Origin of the sequence: Halomonas halmophila, from assembly GCF_006540005.1 — a bacterium.
GTDB classification, from domain to species: Bacteria; Pseudomonadota; Gammaproteobacteria; order Pseudomonadales; family Halomonadaceae; genus Halomonas; species Halomonas halmophila.
In genome coordinates, this window is the sequence record NZ_BJOC01000021.1 from 15,051 (window position 1) to 34,336 (window position 19,286).

The window sequence follows — 19,286 nt, forward strand, 5'->3', positions numbered from 1 at the left end:
ACAGTGGGGTAGTCACCCCGCCACCCGGGTGCGCGGGTCGGCGGGGCGGTTCGTGCAACACTGCCGCCCAGTCTAGAGGGGCGCTGCGCGCTTGTCAGCCGCACTGGCGCGCCTCGTCGTCGGTCAGCCCTGCTTGTGCACGGCGCGCCAGTGGTGCAGCAGCGGCTCGGTGTAACCGGCAGGCTGCGCGCGTCCCTTGAAGATCAGCTCGGAGGCAGCCTGGAAGGCATGCGACGCCGCGAAATCGGCACTCATCGGCGTGTAGTCGGGATCATCGGCATTCTGATCATCGACGACCCTGGCCATGCGCTCCAGGGTATCGCGAACGCGTGCTTCATCCACCACGCCGTGATAGAGCCAGTTGGCCACATGCTGACTGGAAATCCGCAGGGTCGCACGGTCTTCCATCAGGCCGACATCATGCACATCGGGCACCTTGGAGCAGCCCACGCCATGCTCGACCCAGCGCACCACATAGCCCAGGATCCCCTGGCAGTTGTTGTCGAGCTCCTGCTGGATCTCATCCTCGCGCCACTCCGCGCGCTCGGCCACCGGCACACAGAGCAGTTCATCCAGGCAGTCCGGCTCGCCCAGGGCTTCCAGCTCGCGCTGTACCTCGGTCACGCTGACCTGGTGGTAATGCAGGGCATGCAGGGTCGCGGCGGTGGGTGACGGCACCCAGGCCGTGTTGGCGCCGGCCCTGGGGTGACCGACCTTCTGCTCGAGCATGGCCGCCATGCGATCCGGCATCGGCCACATGCCCTTGCCGATCTGGGCGCGTCCGCGCAGGCCGCAGGCCAGCCCCGTCTGGACATTGCTGCGCTCATAGGCGCCGATCCAGGTACTGCCCTTCATCTCGCCCTTGCGAATCATGGCGCCGGCCTGCATGGCGGTGTGCATTTCATCGCCGGTACGATCGAGGAAACCGGTGTTGATGAACACTACCCGCGAGCTGGCCTCGGCGATGCAGGCCTTGAGATTGACCGAGGTACGCCGTTCTTCATCCATGATGCCCATCTTGAGGGTGTCACGCTCCAGGCCCAGCAGGTCCTCGACGCGCTCGAAGAGTTTGCGGGTAAACGCCACTTCCTGGGGGCCATGCATCTTTGGCTTGACGATATACACCGAGCCCTCGCGGGAGTTGCGCGGCTGACCCGCGCCCCGGGCCAGGTCGTGCATGGCCAGCAGGCTGGTCACCACGGCATCGAGAATGCCCTCGGGCAGCTCCTGGCCCTCGGCATCGAGCACCGCCGGGGTGGTCATCAGGTGCCCCACATTGCGCACGAACATCAGGGCGCGGCCGGGCAGAGTGAGCTCTCTGCCGTCCGGCGTCGTCCACTGCCGATCGGCATTGAGACGCCGGGTAATGGACTGGCCCCCCTTGTCGAGCGAGGCTTCCAGGTCGCCCTTCATCAGGCCCAGCCAGTTGGCATAGACCGCGACCTTATCCTCGGCATCCACCGCCGCCACCGAGTCCTCGCAATCCATGATCGAGGTCAGCGCCGACTCGACCACCACATCCTTGATGCCCGCCGGGTCGGTCTTGCCGATGGGGTGGGCGGCGTCCACCCGGATCTCCAGGTGGAGGTCGTGATTGACCAGCAGCACGGCCTCCGGCGCGCTCGGCTCGCCCTGGAAGCCCACCAGCTTGCCGGGCTGCTTGAGGCCGGTCTCGCGGCCGCCCTCGAGGGTCACGATCAGGTGGCCGTCGCGCAGCGCGTACTTGACCGCTTCACGGTGCGAACCGGTGGCCAGTGGCGCGGCGCGGTCCAGCACACCCTTGGCGTAGGCGACCACCCGGGCGGCACGCTCGGGGTTGAAGCCCTCGCCCCGCTCGGCGCCATCCGTGTCGGGGATGACATCGGTGCCATAGAGCGCATCATAGAGACTGCCCCAGCGCGCATTGGCTGCATTCAGTGCATAGCGGGCGTTGTTGACCGGCACCACCAGCTGCGGCCCGGCCTGCACCGCGATCTCGCGATCCACGCCGGTGGTGGTGACCTCGACGCGGGATGGCGCCTTGACGCGATAGCCAATCTCCTCGAGAAATGCCCGATAGGCCGCCATGTCGCGCACCGGCCCGGGATGCTCGCCATGCCAGGCATCGAGTTCGGCCTGCAGGCGTTCCCGCTCGGCCAGCAGTTCGCGGTTGCCGGGCGTCAGGTCATGAAAGAGTGCATCCACGCCCGCCCAGAAGGCATCCGGATCGACGCCGGTGCCCGGCAGGGCCTGTTCGTTGAGGAAACGGTCGAGTTCGGCGGCCACCTGGAGGCGGTGGCGAGTGATGCGTTGGCTCATGGATCATTCTCCCTGGACATGCCGGCTCAGCGCCAAGGGACGTCGAGCCACTGTTCACAAATGATGAGGATGTCGAATCGAGTTTGTGGAAAATTATTCCACGTGTAAAGCTGATGACCGGCCCTCGACCGCCCGTATCGACCAAATGACGAGACACCACCCCGGTGAATGCGCAGCGTTGACTGGCCCCACCGGTTGCATGACGCTAGCATGGGCGGGCACAGCAGAGGATGCGATGAGCGACTTTACCGCCCTACAGGAACATGGCCCCCTGGCCCCGGTCGATCAGGCCGACGACGCCCTGGCACGCTATCTGGATCATTATGGTCTCAGTTCGCTGCTGAGCGAGCCGTTGACCCTGCATGCCGGCTTTGTGGAGACCCAGGGATTTCGCCTCTGGACCCAGGTCTGGACGCCGCCCGATCCCATCGGCACGATCGTGGTGGTGCACGGCTACTATGATCACCTGGGTCTCTACCGCCACCTGCTCGAGAGCCTGCTGGAGCGCCACTGGCGCATCGTGCTGTGGGACCTGCCGGGGCACGGCCTGTCCAGCGGCGTTCGCGCCTCCATCGGCGACTTCGATGAGTACGGGGCCTGTCTGGCGGCGCTGCGTCGCGACCTCGAAGCGCGCGAGCTCGCCGCGCCCCCCTGGGTGGGCATTGGCCAGAGCACCGGTGCCGCCATCCTCGCCACCGATGCCCTGACCCACGACGACGCGGAACACTGGCAGGGCCTGGTGCTGCTGGCCCCGCTGGTGCGCCCCTATGGCTGGTCGCAGGCCAACTGGCTGCAACGCCTGGTCGGCCCCTTCGTGCGCACCGTGCCCCGACGCTTTCGCGACAACTCCACCGACAGCGACTTCGCCACCTTCCTGCGCGAGAGTGACCCCCTGCAGCCGGATCGTCTGGCCATGCAATGGGTCAATGCCATGCGCCGCTGGATGCCGCGCCTGATCGCCCTGCCGCCGAGCCGCATGCCGACCCTCATCCTGCAGGGCGAGCAAGATTCCACCGTCGACTGGCCATTCAACCTCGGTGTGCTCAAGCGCAAGTTTCCCAATGCCGAGATATGCCGTTATCCCGACGCACGCCATCACCTGGTCAACGAGTCGGAGCCCATACGCCGCACTCTGTTCGCGGACCTGGCGCGTTTTCTCGCCGACCTTGAAGAGGGCTTCGAGGCCCTGCCACCGGAAGGGTCGGAACCCGCATGACAACCCGCTGCCTTGCACTCATCACCCTGCTGCTGATGCTGGCCGGCTGTGCCGCCCATACCCCCCAGGGCCCCGCGACGGTACGCCAGGCATTGTTCGGCCTCGGCGAACGCGCCGCCGAGCAGGTGGCCAAGGCGTCGCCCCTGCCCACTCCGCATACCGACCTGGTGCTGCTGCTGGCCACACCGGACGTCGACCCGGCGCTGGGCATCACCGACGAACGCCTGATGGAAAGCCTGACCCGAGCCCTGCTGGGGCTGGATGAGGGCCCTCAGGTACTCGACTGGCGGCCCGCCATCGTCGGCGAAGCCGGCGGCAACCAGTGGCGGCTCGACAGCAGCCTGGCCGCCTCGGGCCCACGACTGACGCTCTCCGATCGTGAGCTGCTGCCCTATCGCCTGACCCTCAGCCTGCGCCGTCCCGGCGAATCGCAACACCTGTGGCAGACGCACATCGACGGCGCCCTCGACGCCACCGCCCTGTGACCCATCATCCGGGCACTGCCTAGCCGCCCTTTAGCAGGCGATCCAGCTGACGATAGCCGATGGCCTCGACCAGATGTTCACGACTCGGCTGCGCGGCCCCGACCAGATCGGCCAGGGTCAGAGCCACCCGCAATACGCGATGAAAGGCCCGCGCCGAAAGCTGCAGGCGCTCCAGCACCTCGGCCAGCCAGGCGCGGTCTTCCGCGCCCAGCGCACACGCCGCCTCGAGCTCCGGCCCCGCCAGATGCGCGTTCAGGGCGCCCCGCTCCAGCTGGCGCCGGCGGGCTGCCAGCACCCGCTGACGCACCGTGGCCGAGTCTTCGCCGGGCTCGCGGGAGGTCAGCTGGTCCGCCGGCAGGCTCGCCACTTCCACCTGCAGATCGATTCGATCGAGCAGTGGCCCGGAAAGGCGCGCCTGGTAGCGTTGTATCTGCGCCGCCGTGCAGTGGCAGGCCTGGCGCGGATCGCCCAGATGGCCACAGGGGCAGGGGTTCATGGCGGCCACCAGCTGAAACCGCGCCGGATAGCGCCGCTCGTGACTCGCCCGGGCGATATGGATTTGCCCGGACTCCATGGGCTCGCGCATGACTTCCAGCACATGGCGCGAGAACTCCGGCAGCTCGTCGAGAAACAGCACACCGTGGTGCGCCAGCGAAATCTCGCCCGGCCTGGGACGCGACCCGCCGCCCACCAGCGCCACGGCACTGGCCGTGTGATGCGGTCCCCGGAACGGCCGACAACCCCACTGTTCGGCCAGCGGCAGGCCGCTGACCGAGCGCACCGCCGCCACTTCCAGGGCCTCGTCATCGCTCAGTGGCGGCAGGATGCCGGGCAGGCGGCTGGCCAGCATGGTCTTGCCGGTACCTGGCGGTCCGGCAAACAACAGGTTGTGGCCGCCGGCCGCCGCCACTTCCAGAGCACGTCGCGCCTGGTGCTGGCCGCGTACCTCGCACAGGTCCGGCTGCGGCGTATCACGTCGCGGAGGCGCCTGCAGCTGGTGCACGGGGAGCTTTTCCTGGCCCAGCAGATGAGCCACCACCTCGAGCAGATGCTCTGCCGGCAGCACCTCCAGATCCCCGGCGAGTGCCGCCTCATCGGCATTGGCGCGCGGCACGACCAATGAGCGGCCGGCCTGACGCGTGGCCATGGCCAGCGGCAGCACACCACTCGCCGGGCGCAGGCTGCCATCCAGTGCCAGCTCGCCGACGCACTCCAGCTCTGCCAAGGCCTCGGGCGGAATCTGCCCGGAGGCCACCAGCAACCCCAGGGCAATCGGCAGGTCGAAGCGACCGCCCTCCTTGGGCAGGTCGGCCGGCGCCAGATTGAGGGTGATACGCCGCAGCGGAAACTCGAACCCTGCGTTGACCAGGGCACTGCGTACGCGCTCGCGACTCTCCTTGACCGCCGCCTCCGGCAGGCCCACCAGGGTGATGCCCGGCAAGCCATTCGAAAGGTGGACCTCCACCAGCACCTCGGGCGCCTCCAGGCCGAGGCCCGCCCGGGTGCGAATTATCGCCAGCGTCATCGGCGTTCCCTCGCGCCACTAGTCCGTGAGTCATCCTTGCGTTGACTGTCAGGCTAGACCAGTGGCGGGACGCCTGCCCGCAATTCAGCGGTGTGCCGATTCCGTGTCGTCGACACCCTGGTTGCCAACTTGCTCGCTACTCGCCTCGGTAGTGCCAGGGTGCGGAGTCTCGGCGGTGCCTGCCTCCAGCGCGGGCTCGCTGACTTCCTCGGCGTCGGGGTCGCTGGCGGCGACCGAGGCATCCAAGGCGTCTTCCAGGGCAGCGACCTGCTGTTCAAGGGCTTCGACGCGGCCGCGGGTGCGTTGCAGCACATCCATCAGGATGTCGAAGTCTTCCCGCGAGACCAGCTCGAGGCGGTCGAAGGCGCCCTTGACGACCTGGTGCACGCCTTTCTGGACATCTTCCGGTGCCTGGGAGGCACCCTGCAGGCGCTCACCAATCTGCTGGGCCAAACGGCCGATGCGATCCTGACTGACCATCTTGTGTCTCCTGAACGACGTAGGGGGATCCTCCTGACAGGATACGCAAGGCGCCCGCGCCGCGCATTCTTCTCTCCATGCGCACCATGCGCCAGCCGCTCGCCCATGGTGCGCTGCACCAGAAAACCGGCACCAAAGTGGTGCGATGGCGCCGGCATGCGTGTCGCCCGGCACCCCTCCAGCCGGCTCATTTCGCTCGCATATACCTGAAAATAAAGCGTTATCCCCTTACTGGCATGGTTTGCGCTACTGCCTTGCAAAACATGCACCGTGCGGCATCGCGCCTCACACTTCGATAATCACAAGGGGAACACCGGTATGAAACTGATTACCGCCGTCATCAAGCCCTTCAAGCTCGACGACGTTCGTGAGGCCCTCGCCGACAATGGCGTTCAGGGCATCACGGTCACCGAGGTCAAGGGCTTCGGGCGCCAGAAGGGGCATACAGAGCTGTATCGCGGCGCCGAGTACGTCGTCGACTTTCTGCCCAAGGTCAAGGTGGAGATCGCCGTAGACGATGACCGCCTGGATACCGTGCTGGAGGCCATCTGCAATGCCGCCAACAGCGGCAAGATCGGCGATGGCAAGGTCTTTGTGACGCCTCTCGAGGACGTCATTCGCATTCGAACCGGTGAGCGTGGCGGCGACGCCGTTTGATCGCCTCCCAGCTTCCTGCCTGTTCCCGATACGGAGACGCTTGTCATGACTGAACTCGCCTATGCACTCGATACCTTCTACTTCCTGGTCTGCGGCGCCCTGGTCATGTGGATGGCCGCCGGTTTCTCGATGCTCGAGGCCGGCCTGGTGCGGTCCAAGAACACCGCCGAGATCCTGACCAAGAACATTTCCCTGTTCGCCATTGCCTGCACCATGTACCTGCTGGTGGGCTACTACCTGATGTATTCCAGCGGAGCCGGTGGTGTCATCCCGAGCCTCGGCTTCCTGCTGGGCGGCGAAAACACCGTGGAAGCGGTCACCGCCGGCGGCGATGGGGCGCCCTACTACTCGGCCCGCGCCGACTTCTTCTTCCAGGTGGTGTTCGTGGCCACCGCCATGTCCATCGTCTCCGGCGCCGTGGCCGAGCGCATGAAGCTGTGGGCCTTCCTGGTCTTCAGCGTGATCATGACCGGCTTCATCTACCCGGTCTCCGGCTACTGGACCTGGGGCGGCGGCTGGCTGGCCGAGGTCGGCTTCTCCGACTATGCCGGTTCCGGCATCGTGCACATGGCCGGTGCGGCCGCGGCCCTGGCCGGCGTGCTGGTGCTCGGCCCACGCAAGGGCAAATACGGCAAGAACGGAGCGATCTACGCCATCCCCGGTGCCAACATGCCGCTGGCGACCCTGGGTACCTTCGTGCTGTGGCTGGGCTGGTTCGGCTTCAACGGCGGTTCCGAGCTGAAGGTCTCCGACGTGGCCTCGGCCAACAACATGGCCCAGGTGCTGGTCAACACCAATGCAGCGGCGGCCGGTGGCGTGATCGCGGCGCTGATCCTGGCCAAGGTCTGGTTCCGCAAGGCCGACCTGACCATGGCGCTCAATGGTGCCATTGCCGGTCTGGTGTCGATCACCGCCGACCCGCTGTCGCCGAGCGCCCTGGGCGCCACCCTGATCGGCGGCTTCGGTGGCCTGCTGGTGGTGGCCTCCATCGTGACCCTCGACAAGCTCAAGCTGGATGACCCGGTGGGTGCCATCTCGGCCCACGGCGTGGTCGGCATCTGGGGGGTACTGGCGGTGCCGCTGTCCAACAGCAGCGCCAACTTCGGCGCCCAGCTCATCGGCATCTTCGGCATCTTCACCTGGGTCTTCGTGGCCAGCCTGATCGTCTGGCTGATCATCAAGGCCGCGATGGGTGTCCGCGTCAGTGAAGAAGAAGAGTACGAGGGTGTCGACCTGGCCGAGTGTGGTCTCGAGGCCTACCCCGAGTTCAACGTCACCAAGAAGTGACGCCGCACTGCCACAGGAAAGTGCACTCAAGGCCCCCTGCCAAGGGGGTCTTTTTTATTCTGTTCGCTGCAGGTGTATGCTCTGTCACAATGAAGCCTGCAAGCACGGCGTGCAGCGCCGTGGGCACACGAACCACGCGAGGACAAGACCATGAAACTGGTGACCGCTATCATCAAGCCGTTCAAGCTCGACGACGTCCGTGAATCCCTCTCCGAGATCGGCGTCCAGGGCATCACCGTCACCGAGGTCAAGGGCTTTGGCCGTCAAAAGGGCCACACCGAGCTCTACCGTGGCGCCGAATACGTGGTCGACTTCCTGCCCAAGGTCAAGCTCGAGGTCGCCGTCGACGAGGACATGACCGACCAGGTCATCGACGCCATCACCCAGGTGGCCAATACCGGCAAGATCGGCGACGGCAAGATCTTCGTCACCCCGCTCGAACAGGTCATCCGCATCCGCACCGGCGAAACCGACAAGGACGCGGTTTAACAGCAGCTGTAAGCTGTAAGCTGTAAGCTGTAAGCTGTAAGCTGACAAAGCCTCGCAATGGTGAGGCTCGTATCCAAGAAAACCCTCCGCGGTGCTGCCACGGAGGGTTTTTCTTATCGCTTAAAGCTTACGGCTTATAGCTCCGGGCGCAGCCCGGGTAGCCCGGGCGCCTGGTCATTTCTCGACGAAGGCGCGTTCGATGACGTAGTCGCCGGGGTCGCCCATGCGCGGTGAGATGTTGAAGCCGAGTTCGTCGAGCAGGGCGCTGGTCTCGTCGAGCATCGCCGGGCTGCCGCAGATCATGGCGCGGTCCTGCTTGGGGTCGATGACCGGCAGGCCATGGTCGTCGAACAGCTTGCCGCTGCGGATATGGTCGGTCAGGCGGCCGGTGGTGTGGAAGTCTTCCCGGGTCACGGTCGGGTGATAGACCAGCTTCTCGCTGATTTCCTCGCCCAGGTACTCGTGAGCCGGCAGCTCACTGGAAATGAAGTCGCTGTAGGCCAGCTCGCTGACACTGCGCACGCCGTGGACCAGCACGATCTTCTCGAAGCGCTCGTAGGCCTCGGGGTCCTGGATCAGGCTCAGGAAGGGTGCCAGGCCGGTGCCCGTCGAGAGGAGGTAGAGGTTGCGGCCGGGCAGCAGATCATCGGTCACCAGGGTGCCGGTGGGCTTGCGGCTGACCTTGACTGTGTCGCCGACCTGAAGGTGCTGGAGTCGCGAGGTCAGCGGGCCATCCGGCACCTTGATGCTGAAGAACTCGAGGTGATCCTCGTAGTTGGGACTGGCCACCGAATAAGCACGCATCAGCGGCTTGCCGTCGACCTCCAGGCCGATCATCACGAACTGGCCATTCTTGAAACGCAGGCTGCGCTCCCGCGTGGTGCGAAAGCTGAACAGCGTATCGTTCCAATGGTGGACACTGAGAACTTCTTCTTCGGCAAACTTGCCCATCTTGTCACCCTCATATTCCATGAGCGCATATGCGCGCCACTCGATCTTTGCAATGAATTCTAAGCAAGGTCAGAATATCTGTTAAATGGATTGTATGGATAAAGCTTATCTATAATCTGGATATATGAGCCGGAGACAAAGCCATGCGCTATACCCTGCGTCAGCTCGAAGTGTTCGTCGCCGTGGCGCAATACGAGAGCGTTTCCCGCGCCGCGCGGGCCCTGGCACTCTCGCAGTCCGCGGCCAGTACCGCCCTGGCCGAGCTCGAACGCCAGTTCGATTGCCGCCTGCTGGACCGCATCGGCAAGCGTCTCAAGCTGAATGCCCTGGGCTTTCAGCTGTTGCCCAAGGCGGTGGCCCTGCTCGATCGCGCCGAGGAGGTGGAGGAGCTGCTGCGCGGCCAGCAGGGCATCGGCACCCTGGATGTGGGCGCCACCCTGACCATCGGCAACTATCTGGCGACCCTGCTGATCGGGGATTTCATGCAGCGCCATCCCGGCAGTCGCGTACAGCTGCAGGTGCGCAACACGCGCACCATCGTCGAGGAGGTACGCCAGCACGAGCTGGACCTCGGCTTGATCGAGGGGCAATGCGAGGAAGACGACATCATCACCCAGCCCTGGGTGGAGGATGAACTGGCGGTGTTCTGTGCGCCGAGCCACCCCCTGGCGCACCAGGGGCCCGTCGAGCTGGACCGGTTACTGCGGGAAGCCTGGATCATGCGCGAGCAGGGCTCGGGCACGCGCCTGACGCTGGAGCAGGCAGCGCGTCATCGCCGCGGGCGCTTCAACACCCTGCTCGAGCTTGAGCATACCGAGGGGATCAAGCGAGCCGTGGAGTCGGGCCTGGGAATCGGCTGTGTCTCCAAGCTGGCGTTGCGCGATGCCTTCCGGCGCGGCAGCCTGGTGCAGATTCCGACGCCGGAACTCGATCTGAGCCGTCAGTTCTCCTTCATCTGGCATCGCCACAAGTATCTGGCCATCGGCATGCGCGAGTTTCTCAAGCAATGTCGACACATGACGGAGGGCATCCGCAGCAGTGATCAGATCGACCTGCCCTACTATTCTTGATCTTGAGCTGACGATGACCCGGCGCTGACTTCATCGAGCCTTCGTGGGGGGCGTCGGTCTTTTTCGACACTGCCTGAGCGCCGCCATCTCGGCTAGGATGGGGGCCTGCCGGCAGGGAGCGCCGGTGCAACCTCGGTCGCCTCGATCGACGTCAATCGGAGGACTCGACATGCAACAATTCCTGTTGCCACGCGCCCCGCTCAGGCGCGGCACGCTGTTGTGCTGCCATTTTCTCATCCAGCTCGGCCTGCTGACGGCCACCCTGCTGTGGCTGCTGCCGCTGACGCCCTGGCTCGCCGACACCTCCTGGCAGGCCGCCTGGCCCATCCTGCTGCCGGGGAGTGCCGCCTGGCTCCTGGCCATGCTGCTCACCCGTCTGATCCTCGAGCTGGGCCTGCTGCCCTACCATCTGGCACGCTCCCAGCGCCAGGGCCTGGCGGCGGGTGACATGATCACCCGCTCCTACGAACGGCGCCCGGCCGTGCACGACGAGCAGCGCGCCTGGACGTCCCGGACCAGCGCATTTGCCATGGACGAAGAGGCGGTCGGCAGTGCACGGGTCACTCAGTCGGCCAGCCGACCGCGCGGCGCGGCCGTCACGAACGATGATACGCCGGGCTGAGCTCGTGCAGGGCGTCCAGGAAGGCGGTGACGCTGTCGGGATCGGTAAACTGGCTGATGCCATGCCCCAGGTTGAAGATGTGGCCGGTCCCGCTGCCGTAGCTCTCCAGAATGCGCGCCACCTCGGCGCGAATCGCTCTCGGGTTGGCGAACAGCACATTGGGGTCGAGGTTGCCCTGTAGCGCCACCCGCTTACCGACCCGTGCCCGGGCATCGGAGAGTTCGGTGCTCCAGTCGAGGCCCAGGGCATCCGCACCGCTGTCGGCCATGGCCTCGAGCCATTGCCCACCGTTCTTGGTGAACAGGATCACCGGCACGCGACGTCCGTCGTGCTCTCGGATCAGGCCGTCGACGATCTGCTGCATGTAGCGCAGCGAAAACGCCTCATAGGCCGGTGTCGACAGCGCACCACCCCAGGTATCGAAGATCTGCACCACCTGGGCACCGGCACGGATCTGGGCGTTGAGGTAGTCCGTCACGGCACGCGCCAGGACGTCGAGCAGGCGATGCATGGTCTGCGGGGTGTCGTACAGCATGGCCTTCACATGGCGGAAGTCCTTGCTGGAAGCGCCTTCCACCATGTAGGTGGCCAGCGTCCAGGGGCTGCCGGTGAAGCCGATCAACGGCACCCGACCGTTCAGCTCGCGGCGCACGCTCGAAACGGCATTCATCACATACCCCAGGTCGCGCTCGGTGTCCGGCAGCGTCAGGGCGTCCACGGCCTCGGGGGTACGCACGGGCTTGCGGAACTTCGGCCCCTCGCCTGTCTCGAAATACAGCCCCAGCCCCATGGCATCGGGGATGGTCAGGATATCCGAGAACAGGATGGCCGCATCCAGCGGGTACCGCTCCAGCGGCTGAAGGGTCACCTCGCAGGCCCGGTCACGGTCCTGGCAGAGGTTCATGAAGCTGCCCGCCTGAGCACGCACCTCGCGGTATTCCGGCAGGTAGCGGCCCGCCTGGCGCATCATCCAGACCGGCGTCCGGTCAACGGGCTGGCGCGCCAGGGCACGCAGCAAGCGGTCGTTGTCGAGTTCCATGCGTTGGCTCATCCACGGAAAATGTGGCGGCCATTGTAACCCATCCAGCGCCACCGTGAGCCGGCGCCACCTTCCTGATAGAATGAGATCATCCTGACGACCATGCCCGGTCCTTCATCGAGGTACATCGTGACGATTCGCTATATCGCCTCTTCCCGGCTTCCCACTCCCTGGGCCACCTTCACCATGCACGGCTTCGAAGACGAGGCCACCGGCAAGGACCATATCGCGCTGACCCTGGGCGATACCGCCGACGGCCAGCCGGTGCTGGGCCGTGTGCACTCCGAGTGCCTGACCGGCGACGCCCTGTTCTCCATGCGCTGCGACTGCGGCTACCAGTTGCAGGAGGCCCTCAAACGCATCGCCGAGACCGGGCGCGGCGTGCTGCTGTATCTGCGTCAGGAGGGTCGCGGCATCGGCCTGCTCAACAAGATTCGCGCCTACCACCTGCAGGACCAGGGCGCCGACACCGTCGAGGCCAACGAGCAACTGGGCTTTTCTGCCGACCTGCGCCGCTACGACCTGTGCCTGCCGATGCTCGAACACCTGGGCATCGACGCGCTTCAGCTGATGACAAACAACCCGCGCAAGGTCGAGGCCCTGACCCGTGTGGGGGTTGAGGTTACCGAGCGAGTGGGCCTGACCACCGGTCTCAACCCCCACAACGAGCATTACCTGAGTACCAAGGCCGGCAAGCTGGGGCACATGATGGCGCTGGGCGATTTCACTGCGGCAAGCGACGTGGACACGGAACGCAAGCCATGATGCCGCCTGGCGGCAGGCAAATAGCCTCTTTCAATCGGCTCGATCAAGATGTTTCGGTATCGTTAAATTTAGCAGGCTAATAAAGTGTGTGACATCAAACGTCGCAAACGAGGATGACACGATGAAAACCACACTGATGACCGCTACCCTGCTGCTCACCGCACTGCCGCTGGCCGCCCAGGCGGGTCAGGCCTCCGAACGGACCCAGCAGCTCAACGAGCCGCTTGCCGCCATCAGCCAGCATGCAGCGAGCGCCCAGGTGGAGGCCGATGTCGAGTCCGACCTGGTCGCCGGCGGTGGCAGCGCCGCCATGGCCCAGGCCCGTGCCGAGCTGCGCGCCAAGCAGCAGCATCAGACCGATATCGCAGTCAGCAATGACCCGCTGCAACCGGCGCGTGAAGCCACCACCTGATCAGGGCCCGGCCAGGGCCACCTGGCACCTTCCTGACACGCCAAGGCCCCTCGCGAGGGGCCTTTTTGCGGATACCCGCTCAGCCTGTCTGTTGCTCGCTGCGCGATCCACCGCTGCCCCAGAAGATCCGCATCAGCATGGCGGCCGCCAGCAGCGCGGCTATCCCCGCCAATGCCCCCATCAACGCGCTATTGGCAAGCCCGGCGACAAAGAAGGCCAAAATGCCGGCCATGCCGGCACAGAGTGCGTAGGGCAGTTGGGTCCGCACATGGTCGATATGATCACAGGAAGACCCCGCCGAGGACAGGATGGTGGTATCAGAAATCGGCGAGCAGTGATCGCCGAAGATCCCTCCGCTGAGCACCGCCGCGATGGCCAGCGGCATGGGCAGCCCCATGGCCTCGGCGACCGGCATGGCGATCGGAATCATGATGGCGAAGGTACCGTAGGAGGTGCCCGTGGTGAAGGCCACCAGGGCCCCGATCAGGAACAGCAGGACCGGCACCAGGCTGGGCGCGATACTGGCCTCGGCCAGGGTCACCAGAAAGTCGGCCGTGCCCAGTTCGGAGGTCACGCTGCCGATCGACCAGGCCAGCGTCAGGATGATGTAGACCAGCGTCATGCTCTTGATGCCGGAAACGACCAGATCCATGGACTCGCGGAAATCGAACAGCCGCTGCTGCATGCCCATGGCCAGGCCGACTACCACCGCCACGAAGGTGGCAATCAGGATCGATAGGCCCCCATTGGCCTCGCCCACGGCGGTGACCAGGTCATTGTCGGGATAGTTGCCGGTCCACAGGAACATCGGCGGAATCATCAGCACCAGCACGCCGATGGGCACCAGCATGTTGCGCTTGCGCGCCCGAGCCTCGGGCACCACTTCCATCTCGGCCACCTCGCGGTCGGACGGCGGTGTGGCATCCGGGGCCAGCACCTCGCCGGTCTTGCGCGCGCGATTCTCGGCTCGCGCCATGGGGCCGAAATCCCACTGGGTGAAGACCACGAAGGCGATCAGCCCCAGCGCCAGCCAGGCATAGAAGTTCAACGGAATCGACGCCAGATAGATCAGGTACTCGGAGCCGCTGATGTTCATCTCGGTCAGCTGGGTGCCGATCAGCCCCATCACGAAGACCACCCAGGTGGAAACCGGACCCAGCAGACACATCGGCGCCGAGGTCGAATCGACGATATACGCCAGTTTTTCCCGAGAGACCTTCATGCGATCGGTGATCGGCCGCATCACGCTGCCCACGGTCAGGGCATTGAAGTAGTCCTCGAAGAAGATCAGCACGCCGAGCCCGAAGGTCGCGCCCTGGGCCCCGCGCGGCGAGGCCACACGGCCCGAAATGGCCCGGGCGATGGCCTGGGCGCCACCGGTGCGCTGCAGCACCGTGATCAGCACGCCGAACAGGCCGCAGTAGATCAGCACGGTGACGCTCCACTCGTCGCCGACACTGGGGATGATGAAGTCGTTGAAGCTGCTGTAGAGCCCGGCCGCCGGGTTGCCGCCGCTGAGCATGGTCGCACCCAGCCAGACGCCACAGAACAGCGCCGGAATCACATTACGCGTCACCAGCGCCAGCACGATGGCCAGCACGGGTGGCAGGAGGGAAAGCGCACCGAAGGACATCTCGGTTTCTCCTTGGAATTATTGTCAATCACCGCCGGAACGCCTCGCGGCTCAGCCGGCGAGGCACTGCCATACCCTGCCGGCCCGGCAGGGCGATGCGCATACTAAGGGGGCAAGGCGTGGGCAGCAACCGAAATGTCACATTCCGGGAAACCCCGGCCGGAGTGGCGAAAACCTGCGCGCCGGCCGGGCGTCTTCAGCGCTTCAGGCAGCGTCGGCGGAGCGCGCCTTGCGAATGCGGTCATAGGCGTTGCCGATCTCGCTGGTGCGTTCCTTGGCCACTTCCCGCATGTTGTCGGGCAGGCCCTTGGCCGCCAGCTTGTCGGGATGGTTTTCGCTCATCAGACGGCGGTACTGGCGCTTGATCTCGGCGTCGCTGGCATCCGAGGACACGCCCAGCACCTGGTAGGCGTCTTCCAGCGAGACTTCGTGCGAGGCGGCGCCACCGCCCTCGGCCGCCCCGCGCAGCATGGCTTCGACCTGCGCGATTTCGGCCTCGGAGCACCCCAGGCCGCGCACCACCCGCATCAGCATCTCGTGCTCGGCGGAGTGCAGCTCGCCATCGGCGGCGATGGCCGCCAGCTGGACCTGCAGGAACACCTGGCGCAGTGCCGGCTGACTGCCGATGATCGGTTTCAGCTTGGCCAGTTCCGCGTCCAGGTCGAAGTCATCGCGCTTGCCACGGGTGAAGTCTTCACGTGCCTTGGCCCGCTGCTCCTCGCCCAGGCGCAGGCGGTCCCACAGCTGGCGCGAGGCCTCGAGTTCCGCCTCGGTCACCTGGCCATCGGCCTTGCACATGCAGCCCATGACCGCGAAGGTCGATTCGAGAAACTGCTTTTGAACGGCGGCCAGGCGGCCCAGCATGCTGCGACGCACGCGCCGTACCAGCCAATAACCGAGACCGCCGCCGATCAGCAGCCCCACGGGCCCGCCGATCAGAAACCCCAGCAACCCACCAATCAGCACCATGGCCAGCATGTCGACTCCTTGAAGCATCTCTCGCAAACTTGGCGACGAGCATAGCATCCCGGCATGCCGGGGAGCGATGCGCGCCCGGCCGCCGGGTCAGTCGCCCAGGCGCTGTCGGATCGAGGCCTCGATGCCATCGGCATCCAGACCGCACTCGGCGAGCAACTCGGCCGGCTTGCCGTGTTCGACGAAGCCATCCGGAAGGCCCAGCTGCAGCAGCATCGAGGCACGTCCCTCGGCGGCCAGCAGCTCGGCGACCCCACTGCCGGCACCACCGGCCACCACGTTCTCTTCCAGCGTTACCAGCAGGTCGTGCTCGTCGGCCGCCGCCAGCACCGCCTCACGATCCAGCGGCTTGACCGAACGCATGTTGAGGTGGCTCGCATCGAGCCGCTCGGCGACCTCGGCGGCCGGCACATTCAGGCTACCGAAGGCCAGCAGGGCCACCCGTGGGCCGTCGCCGCCCGCCCGGCGGCGGCACTCCGCCTGACCGATGGGCAACGCTTCGAGGTGCTCGGGAACCTCGGCGCCCGGGCCGGTACCACGCGGATAGCGCACGGCCGCCGGACCGGCATGCTGGTAGGCGGCACTGAGCATGGCGCGGCATTCGGCTTCATCCGCCGGCGCCAGCACCACCATGCCGGGCACACAGCGCAGATAGCTGAGGTCCAGCGCGCCGTGGTGCGTGGGGCCGTCCTCGCCGACCACGCCGGCCCGGTCGATGGCAAAGGTCACGTCCAGATGCTGCACCGCCACGTCATGAATCAGCTGGTCGTAACCGCGCTGCAGGAAGGTGGAGTAGATCGCCACCACCGGCTTCATCGCCTCGCAGGCAATGCCGGCGGCCAGGGTCACCGCATGCTGCTCGGCGATTGCCACATCGTAGTAGCGCTCGGGATACTCCCGGGAGAAACGCACCAGATCCGAGCCCTCGCGCATCGCCGGCGTAATGCCGATCAAGCGCTCATCGGTGGCCGCCATGTCGCACAGCCAGTCGCCGAAGACGTTGCAATATTTGCGCGGCTTGGGGGCCAGGGGGTCGACCGGCTTGAGCGGCGGCGGCGTCTGGCCGGCATCGGCCTTTTCCAGCTTGGTGATGGCGTGATAGCCGATGGGATCGGCCTCGGCCGGCAGGAAGCCGCGCCCCTTGCGCGTCTTCACATGCAGGAACTGCGGGCCTTCCATGTCGCGCATGTTGCGCAGGGTCTGCACCAGGGTCGGCAGGTCATGGCCATCCAGCGGGCCGATATAGTTGAAGCCCATTTCCTCGAACAGCGTGGCCGGGCTGACCATGCCCTTCATGTGCTCTTCGGTGCGCCGCGCCAGTTCCAGGGCACCCGGCAGGTGCGAGAGCACCCGCTTGCCGTTCTCGCGCATGCTGGTATAGGGCTTGCTCGACATGATGCGGGCCAGATAGCTGGCCATGCCGCCGACATTCTCGGAGATCGACATCTCGTTGTCGTTGAGGATCACCAGCAGGTTGGCATCCACATGGCCGGCATGCGCCAGCGCCTCGAAGGCCATGCCCGCCGAGAGGGCGCCATCGCCGATCACCGCGCACACCCGGCGCTGCTCGCCACGCGCACGGGCGGCCAGTGCCATGCCCAGCGCCGCCGACACCGAGGTGCTGGAATGACCCACGCCGAAGGTGTCGTACTCGGATTCGCTGCGTCGCGGGAAGGCGGCCAGCCCGCCGAACTGGCGAATGTGCTGCATGGCCTCGCGGCGACCGGTCAGAATCTTGTGCGGATAGGCCTGATGCCCGACATCCCAGACCAGGCGGTCACGGGGCGTCTCCAGGGCATGATGCAGAGCGACCGTCAGCTCCACGACCCCCAGGCCGGCGCCGAAGTGGCCGCCGGACACACCTACGCTGTACAGCAGATAGGCACGCAGCTCATCGGCCAGCTGCGTCAACTGGGTGTCATTCATGGCGCGCAGAGCGGCCGGGGTCTCCAGGGTATCGAGCACCGGCGTGGCCGGACGCTCGACCGGAATGTCATCGAACAGCTTCATGTTGGCCCTGTGGTTCAGTGGTCACGCTCGATCATGTAGCGGGCCAGGCTGGCCAGCACATGACCTGCCTCGCCCAGCGGTGCCAGAGCCGTCACGGCCTCGTCAACCAGGGCGCTGGCCTTGGCATCGGCACCCTCGAGCCCGAGCAGGGTGGGATAGGTCGGCTTCTCGCGGGCGGCATCGGCGCCCGAGGCCTTGCCCAGCACGGCGGTGTCCCCGGTTACATCGAGCACATCGTCGCGAATCTGGAAGGCCAACCCGATGGCCGCGGCATATTGCTCCAGCGCCAGCAGGCGCTCGTCATCCTCGGCCACGGCCACCAGCCCGCCCAGGCGCACGGCGGCATGGATCAGCGCACCGGTCTTGTGGCGATGCATGGTGGCCAGCGCCGTCAGGTCGGGATGGCCGCCCACGGCATCGAGATCCAGTGCCTGGCCGGCCGCCATGCCATCCCGGCCGGCAGCACGCGCCAGGCTCGTGACCATCGCCGGCAGGCGCGGATGAGCGGTGTCGGCCAGTATCTCGAAGGCCAGCGTCTGCAGGGCGTCGCCCGCCAGAATGGCCGTCGCCTCGTCATAGGCACGGTGCACCGTGGCCTGGCCACGGCGGACATCATCGTCGTCCATGGCCGGCAGGTCGTCGTGCACCAGGGAATAGGCATGTATCAGCTCTACGGCCATGGCCGGCCCGTCCAGCGCCGTGTCGCTGGCGCCCAGCGCGCGGCCGGCGGCATACGCCAGCACCGGCCGCAGGCGCTTGCCGCCGACCATGACGCCATGCCGCATGGCGGCGTCGAGACGCGGCGACGGCGCCTCGGCGCGCATGAAGAGGGCATCCAGCCGTGCATCGACCCGACTGCGGTCATCGGCCATCAAGCGTTCAATGTCCACCGCCATCCTCCTCGGGTGGGGCGAAGGGCTTGAGGTCGACCCCACCGTTCTCGCCCTCGGTGAGGCTGCGCACCTTGAGCTCGGCTTCATCGAGCTGGCGTTGGGCATCCCGGGTCAGGCGCACCCCCTGCTCAAAGGCGGTCAACGAGTCCTCCAGCGACAGCTCGCCGGACTCCAGTCTTTCCACCAGGGCCTCCAGACGCTCGACGGTCGCCGCGAAATCCGTCGGCGCTGTCGCGTCCTTGTCCTCTTGATGCTTGTCCTGTCCCGCCATGGCTACCCTCTCAGCCATTTCACTTTGAGGCCGCCAGTATACACGCATCCCCCGGGGGGTCGTCTGCCCCGCCCACGATGCAGGATGCAGCCCGCTCATCCCTCGACGGAGGCATTTTCATCCGCATCGGCGGCGTTTGTGGTAGGATGTGCCCCCTCGTTTCGAGCCTTTCGCGGCCCTGGCCTCCCTCGGCTGCCTCGGGCATCAC

Annotated in this window: 19 protein-coding genes; 9 read left to right on the forward strand and 10 right to left on the reverse strand. The window is 66.0% G+C overall.

The window, feature by feature from the left end; genetic code table 11:
• Positions 1-123 precede the first annotated feature (123 nt).
• Positions 124-2,298 (reverse strand): malate synthase G, encoded by a 2,175-nt coding sequence (locus HHA01_RS07910; RefSeq protein WP_141319477.1) that lies wholly within the window; start codon positions 2,296-2,298, stop codon positions 124-126.
• A gap of 235 nt (positions 2,299-2,533) precedes the next feature.
• Between HHA01_RS07910 and HHA01_RS07915 the strand changes: the two genes are divergently transcribed.
• Together HHA01_RS07915 and HHA01_RS07920 are read left to right on the forward strand one after the other, a co-directional pair.
• A complete protein-coding gene (locus HHA01_RS07915) occupies positions 2,534-3,514 on the forward strand; it encodes an alpha/beta hydrolase (protein WP_141319479.1) in 981 nt (326 codons plus the stop codon).
• Entirely contained in the window at positions 3,511-3,999 is a 489-nt protein-coding gene (locus tag HHA01_RS07920; protein WP_141319481.1) for a hypothetical protein, read from the forward strand. Before HHA01_RS07915 ends, HHA01_RS07920 begins: the two co-directional genes overlap by 4 nt.
• 19 nt (positions 4,000-4,018) lie before the next feature.
• Here the strand turns inward: HHA01_RS07920 and HHA01_RS07925 are convergent, their stop codons facing one another.
• Both HHA01_RS07925 and HHA01_RS14935 read right to left on the reverse strand, forming a co-directional pair.
• Complete coding sequence (locus HHA01_RS07925; RefSeq protein WP_141319483.1) at positions 4,019-5,524, reverse strand: YifB family Mg chelatase-like AAA ATPase; 1,506 nt, start codon at positions 5,522-5,524, stop codon at positions 4,019-4,021.
• An 84-nt stretch (positions 5,525-5,608) separates the two neighbouring features.
• Entirely contained in the window at positions 5,609-6,004 is a 396-nt protein-coding gene (locus HHA01_RS14935) for an accessory factor UbiK family protein (RefSeq protein WP_246053850.1), read from the reverse strand.
• A gap of 318 nt (positions 6,005-6,322) precedes the next feature.
• On the opposite strand from HHA01_RS14935, the gene HHA01_RS07935 reads away from it, so the two are divergent.
• The 3 genes from HHA01_RS07935 (at position 6,323) to glnK (ending at position 8,437) form a co-directional block, all read left to right on the forward strand.
• The gene (locus HHA01_RS07935) at positions 6,323-6,661 is read left to right on the forward strand and encodes a P-II family nitrogen regulator (RefSeq protein ID WP_141319485.1); all 339 of its coding nucleotides are present in this window, start codon (positions 6,323-6,325) and stop codon (positions 6,659-6,661) included.
• A 45-nt stretch (positions 6,662-6,706) separates the two neighbouring features.
• Positions 6,707-7,948, forward strand: a complete 1,242-nt coding sequence (locus HHA01_RS07940; RefSeq protein ID WP_141319487.1) for an ammonium transporter — start codon at positions 6,707-6,709, stop codon at positions 7,946-7,948.
• 150 nt (positions 7,949-8,098) lie between these two features.
• A complete protein-coding gene (gene glnK / locus HHA01_RS07945) occupies positions 8,099-8,437 on the forward strand; it encodes a P-II family nitrogen regulator (protein WP_141319489.1) in 339 nt (112 codons plus the stop codon).
• Positions 8,438-8,611: 174 nt separating this feature from the next.
• Here glnK and HHA01_RS07950 read toward each other — a convergent pair whose 3' ends face one another.
• Entirely contained in the window at positions 8,612-9,388 is a 777-nt protein-coding gene (locus HHA01_RS07950; protein WP_141319491.1) for a ferredoxin--NADP reductase, read from the reverse strand.
• Positions 9,389-9,531: 143 nt separating this feature from the next.
• On the opposite strand from HHA01_RS07950, the gene HHA01_RS07955 reads away from it, so the two are divergent.
• Positions 9,532-10,458, forward strand: coding sequence for a LysR family transcriptional regulator (locus HHA01_RS07955; protein WP_141319493.1), 927 nt, complete (start codon positions 9,532-9,534; stop codon positions 10,456-10,458).
• A gap of 169 nt (positions 10,459-10,627) precedes the next feature.
• Complete coding sequence (locus HHA01_RS07960; RefSeq protein ID WP_141319495.1) at positions 10,628-11,080, forward strand: hypothetical protein; 453 nt, start codon at positions 10,628-10,630, stop codon at positions 11,078-11,080.
• Here the strand turns inward: HHA01_RS07960 and hemE are convergent.
• Positions 11,055-12,119 (reverse strand): uroporphyrinogen decarboxylase, encoded by a 1,065-nt coding sequence (gene hemE, locus HHA01_RS07965; protein ID WP_141319497.1) that lies wholly within the window; start codon positions 12,117-12,119, stop codon positions 11,055-11,057. The genes HHA01_RS07960 and hemE overlap by 26 nt on opposite strands.
• Positions 12,120-12,248: 129 nt before the next feature.
• On the opposite strand from hemE, the gene ribA reads away from it, so the two are divergent.
• Positions 12,249-12,884, forward strand: a complete 636-nt coding sequence (ribA, locus tag HHA01_RS07970; protein ID WP_141319499.1) for a GTP cyclohydrolase II — start codon at positions 12,249-12,251, stop codon at positions 12,882-12,884.
• Between the two features lie 121 nt (positions 12,885-13,005).
• Entirely contained in the window at positions 13,006-13,296 is a 291-nt protein-coding gene (locus HHA01_RS07975; RefSeq protein ID WP_141319501.1) for a hypothetical protein, read from the forward strand.
• 79 nt (positions 13,297-13,375) lie between these two features.
• Here HHA01_RS07975 and HHA01_RS07980 read toward each other — a convergent pair whose 3' ends face one another.
• The 5 genes from HHA01_RS07980 to HHA01_RS08000 all read right to left on the reverse strand — a co-directional run bounded on the left by HHA01_RS07980 (position 13,376) and on the right by HHA01_RS08000 (position 19,078).
• Positions 13,376-14,929, reverse strand: coding sequence for a Na+/H+ antiporter NhaC family protein (locus HHA01_RS07980; protein ID WP_141319503.1), 1,554 nt, complete (start codon positions 14,927-14,929; stop codon positions 13,376-13,378).
• Positions 14,930-15,133: 204 nt separating this feature from the next.
• Positions 15,134-15,907 carry a co-chaperone DjlA gene (gene djlA, locus HHA01_RS07985; RefSeq protein WP_141319505.1) on the reverse strand — a complete coding sequence of 258 codons (774 nt, stop codon included), beginning with the start codon at positions 15,905-15,907 and terminating at the stop codon, positions 15,134-15,136.
• A gap of 87 nt (positions 15,908-15,994) precedes the next feature.
• Entirely contained in the window at positions 15,995-17,914 is a 1,920-nt protein-coding gene (dxs, locus tag HHA01_RS07990; RefSeq protein WP_141319507.1) for a 1-deoxy-D-xylulose-5-phosphate synthase, read from the reverse strand.
• Between the two features lie 14 nt (positions 17,915-17,928).
• Positions 17,929-18,810, reverse strand: coding sequence for a farnesyl diphosphate synthase (locus tag HHA01_RS07995; RefSeq protein ID WP_141319509.1), 882 nt, complete (start codon positions 18,808-18,810; stop codon positions 17,929-17,931).
• The gene (locus HHA01_RS08000; RefSeq protein ID WP_141319511.1) at positions 18,794-19,078 is read right to left on the reverse strand and encodes an exodeoxyribonuclease VII small subunit; all 285 of its coding nucleotides are present in this window, start codon (positions 19,076-19,078) and stop codon (positions 18,794-18,796) included. Before HHA01_RS08000 ends, HHA01_RS07995 begins: the two co-directional genes overlap by 17 nt.
• Between the last annotated feature and the right edge of the window lie 208 nt (positions 19,079-19,286).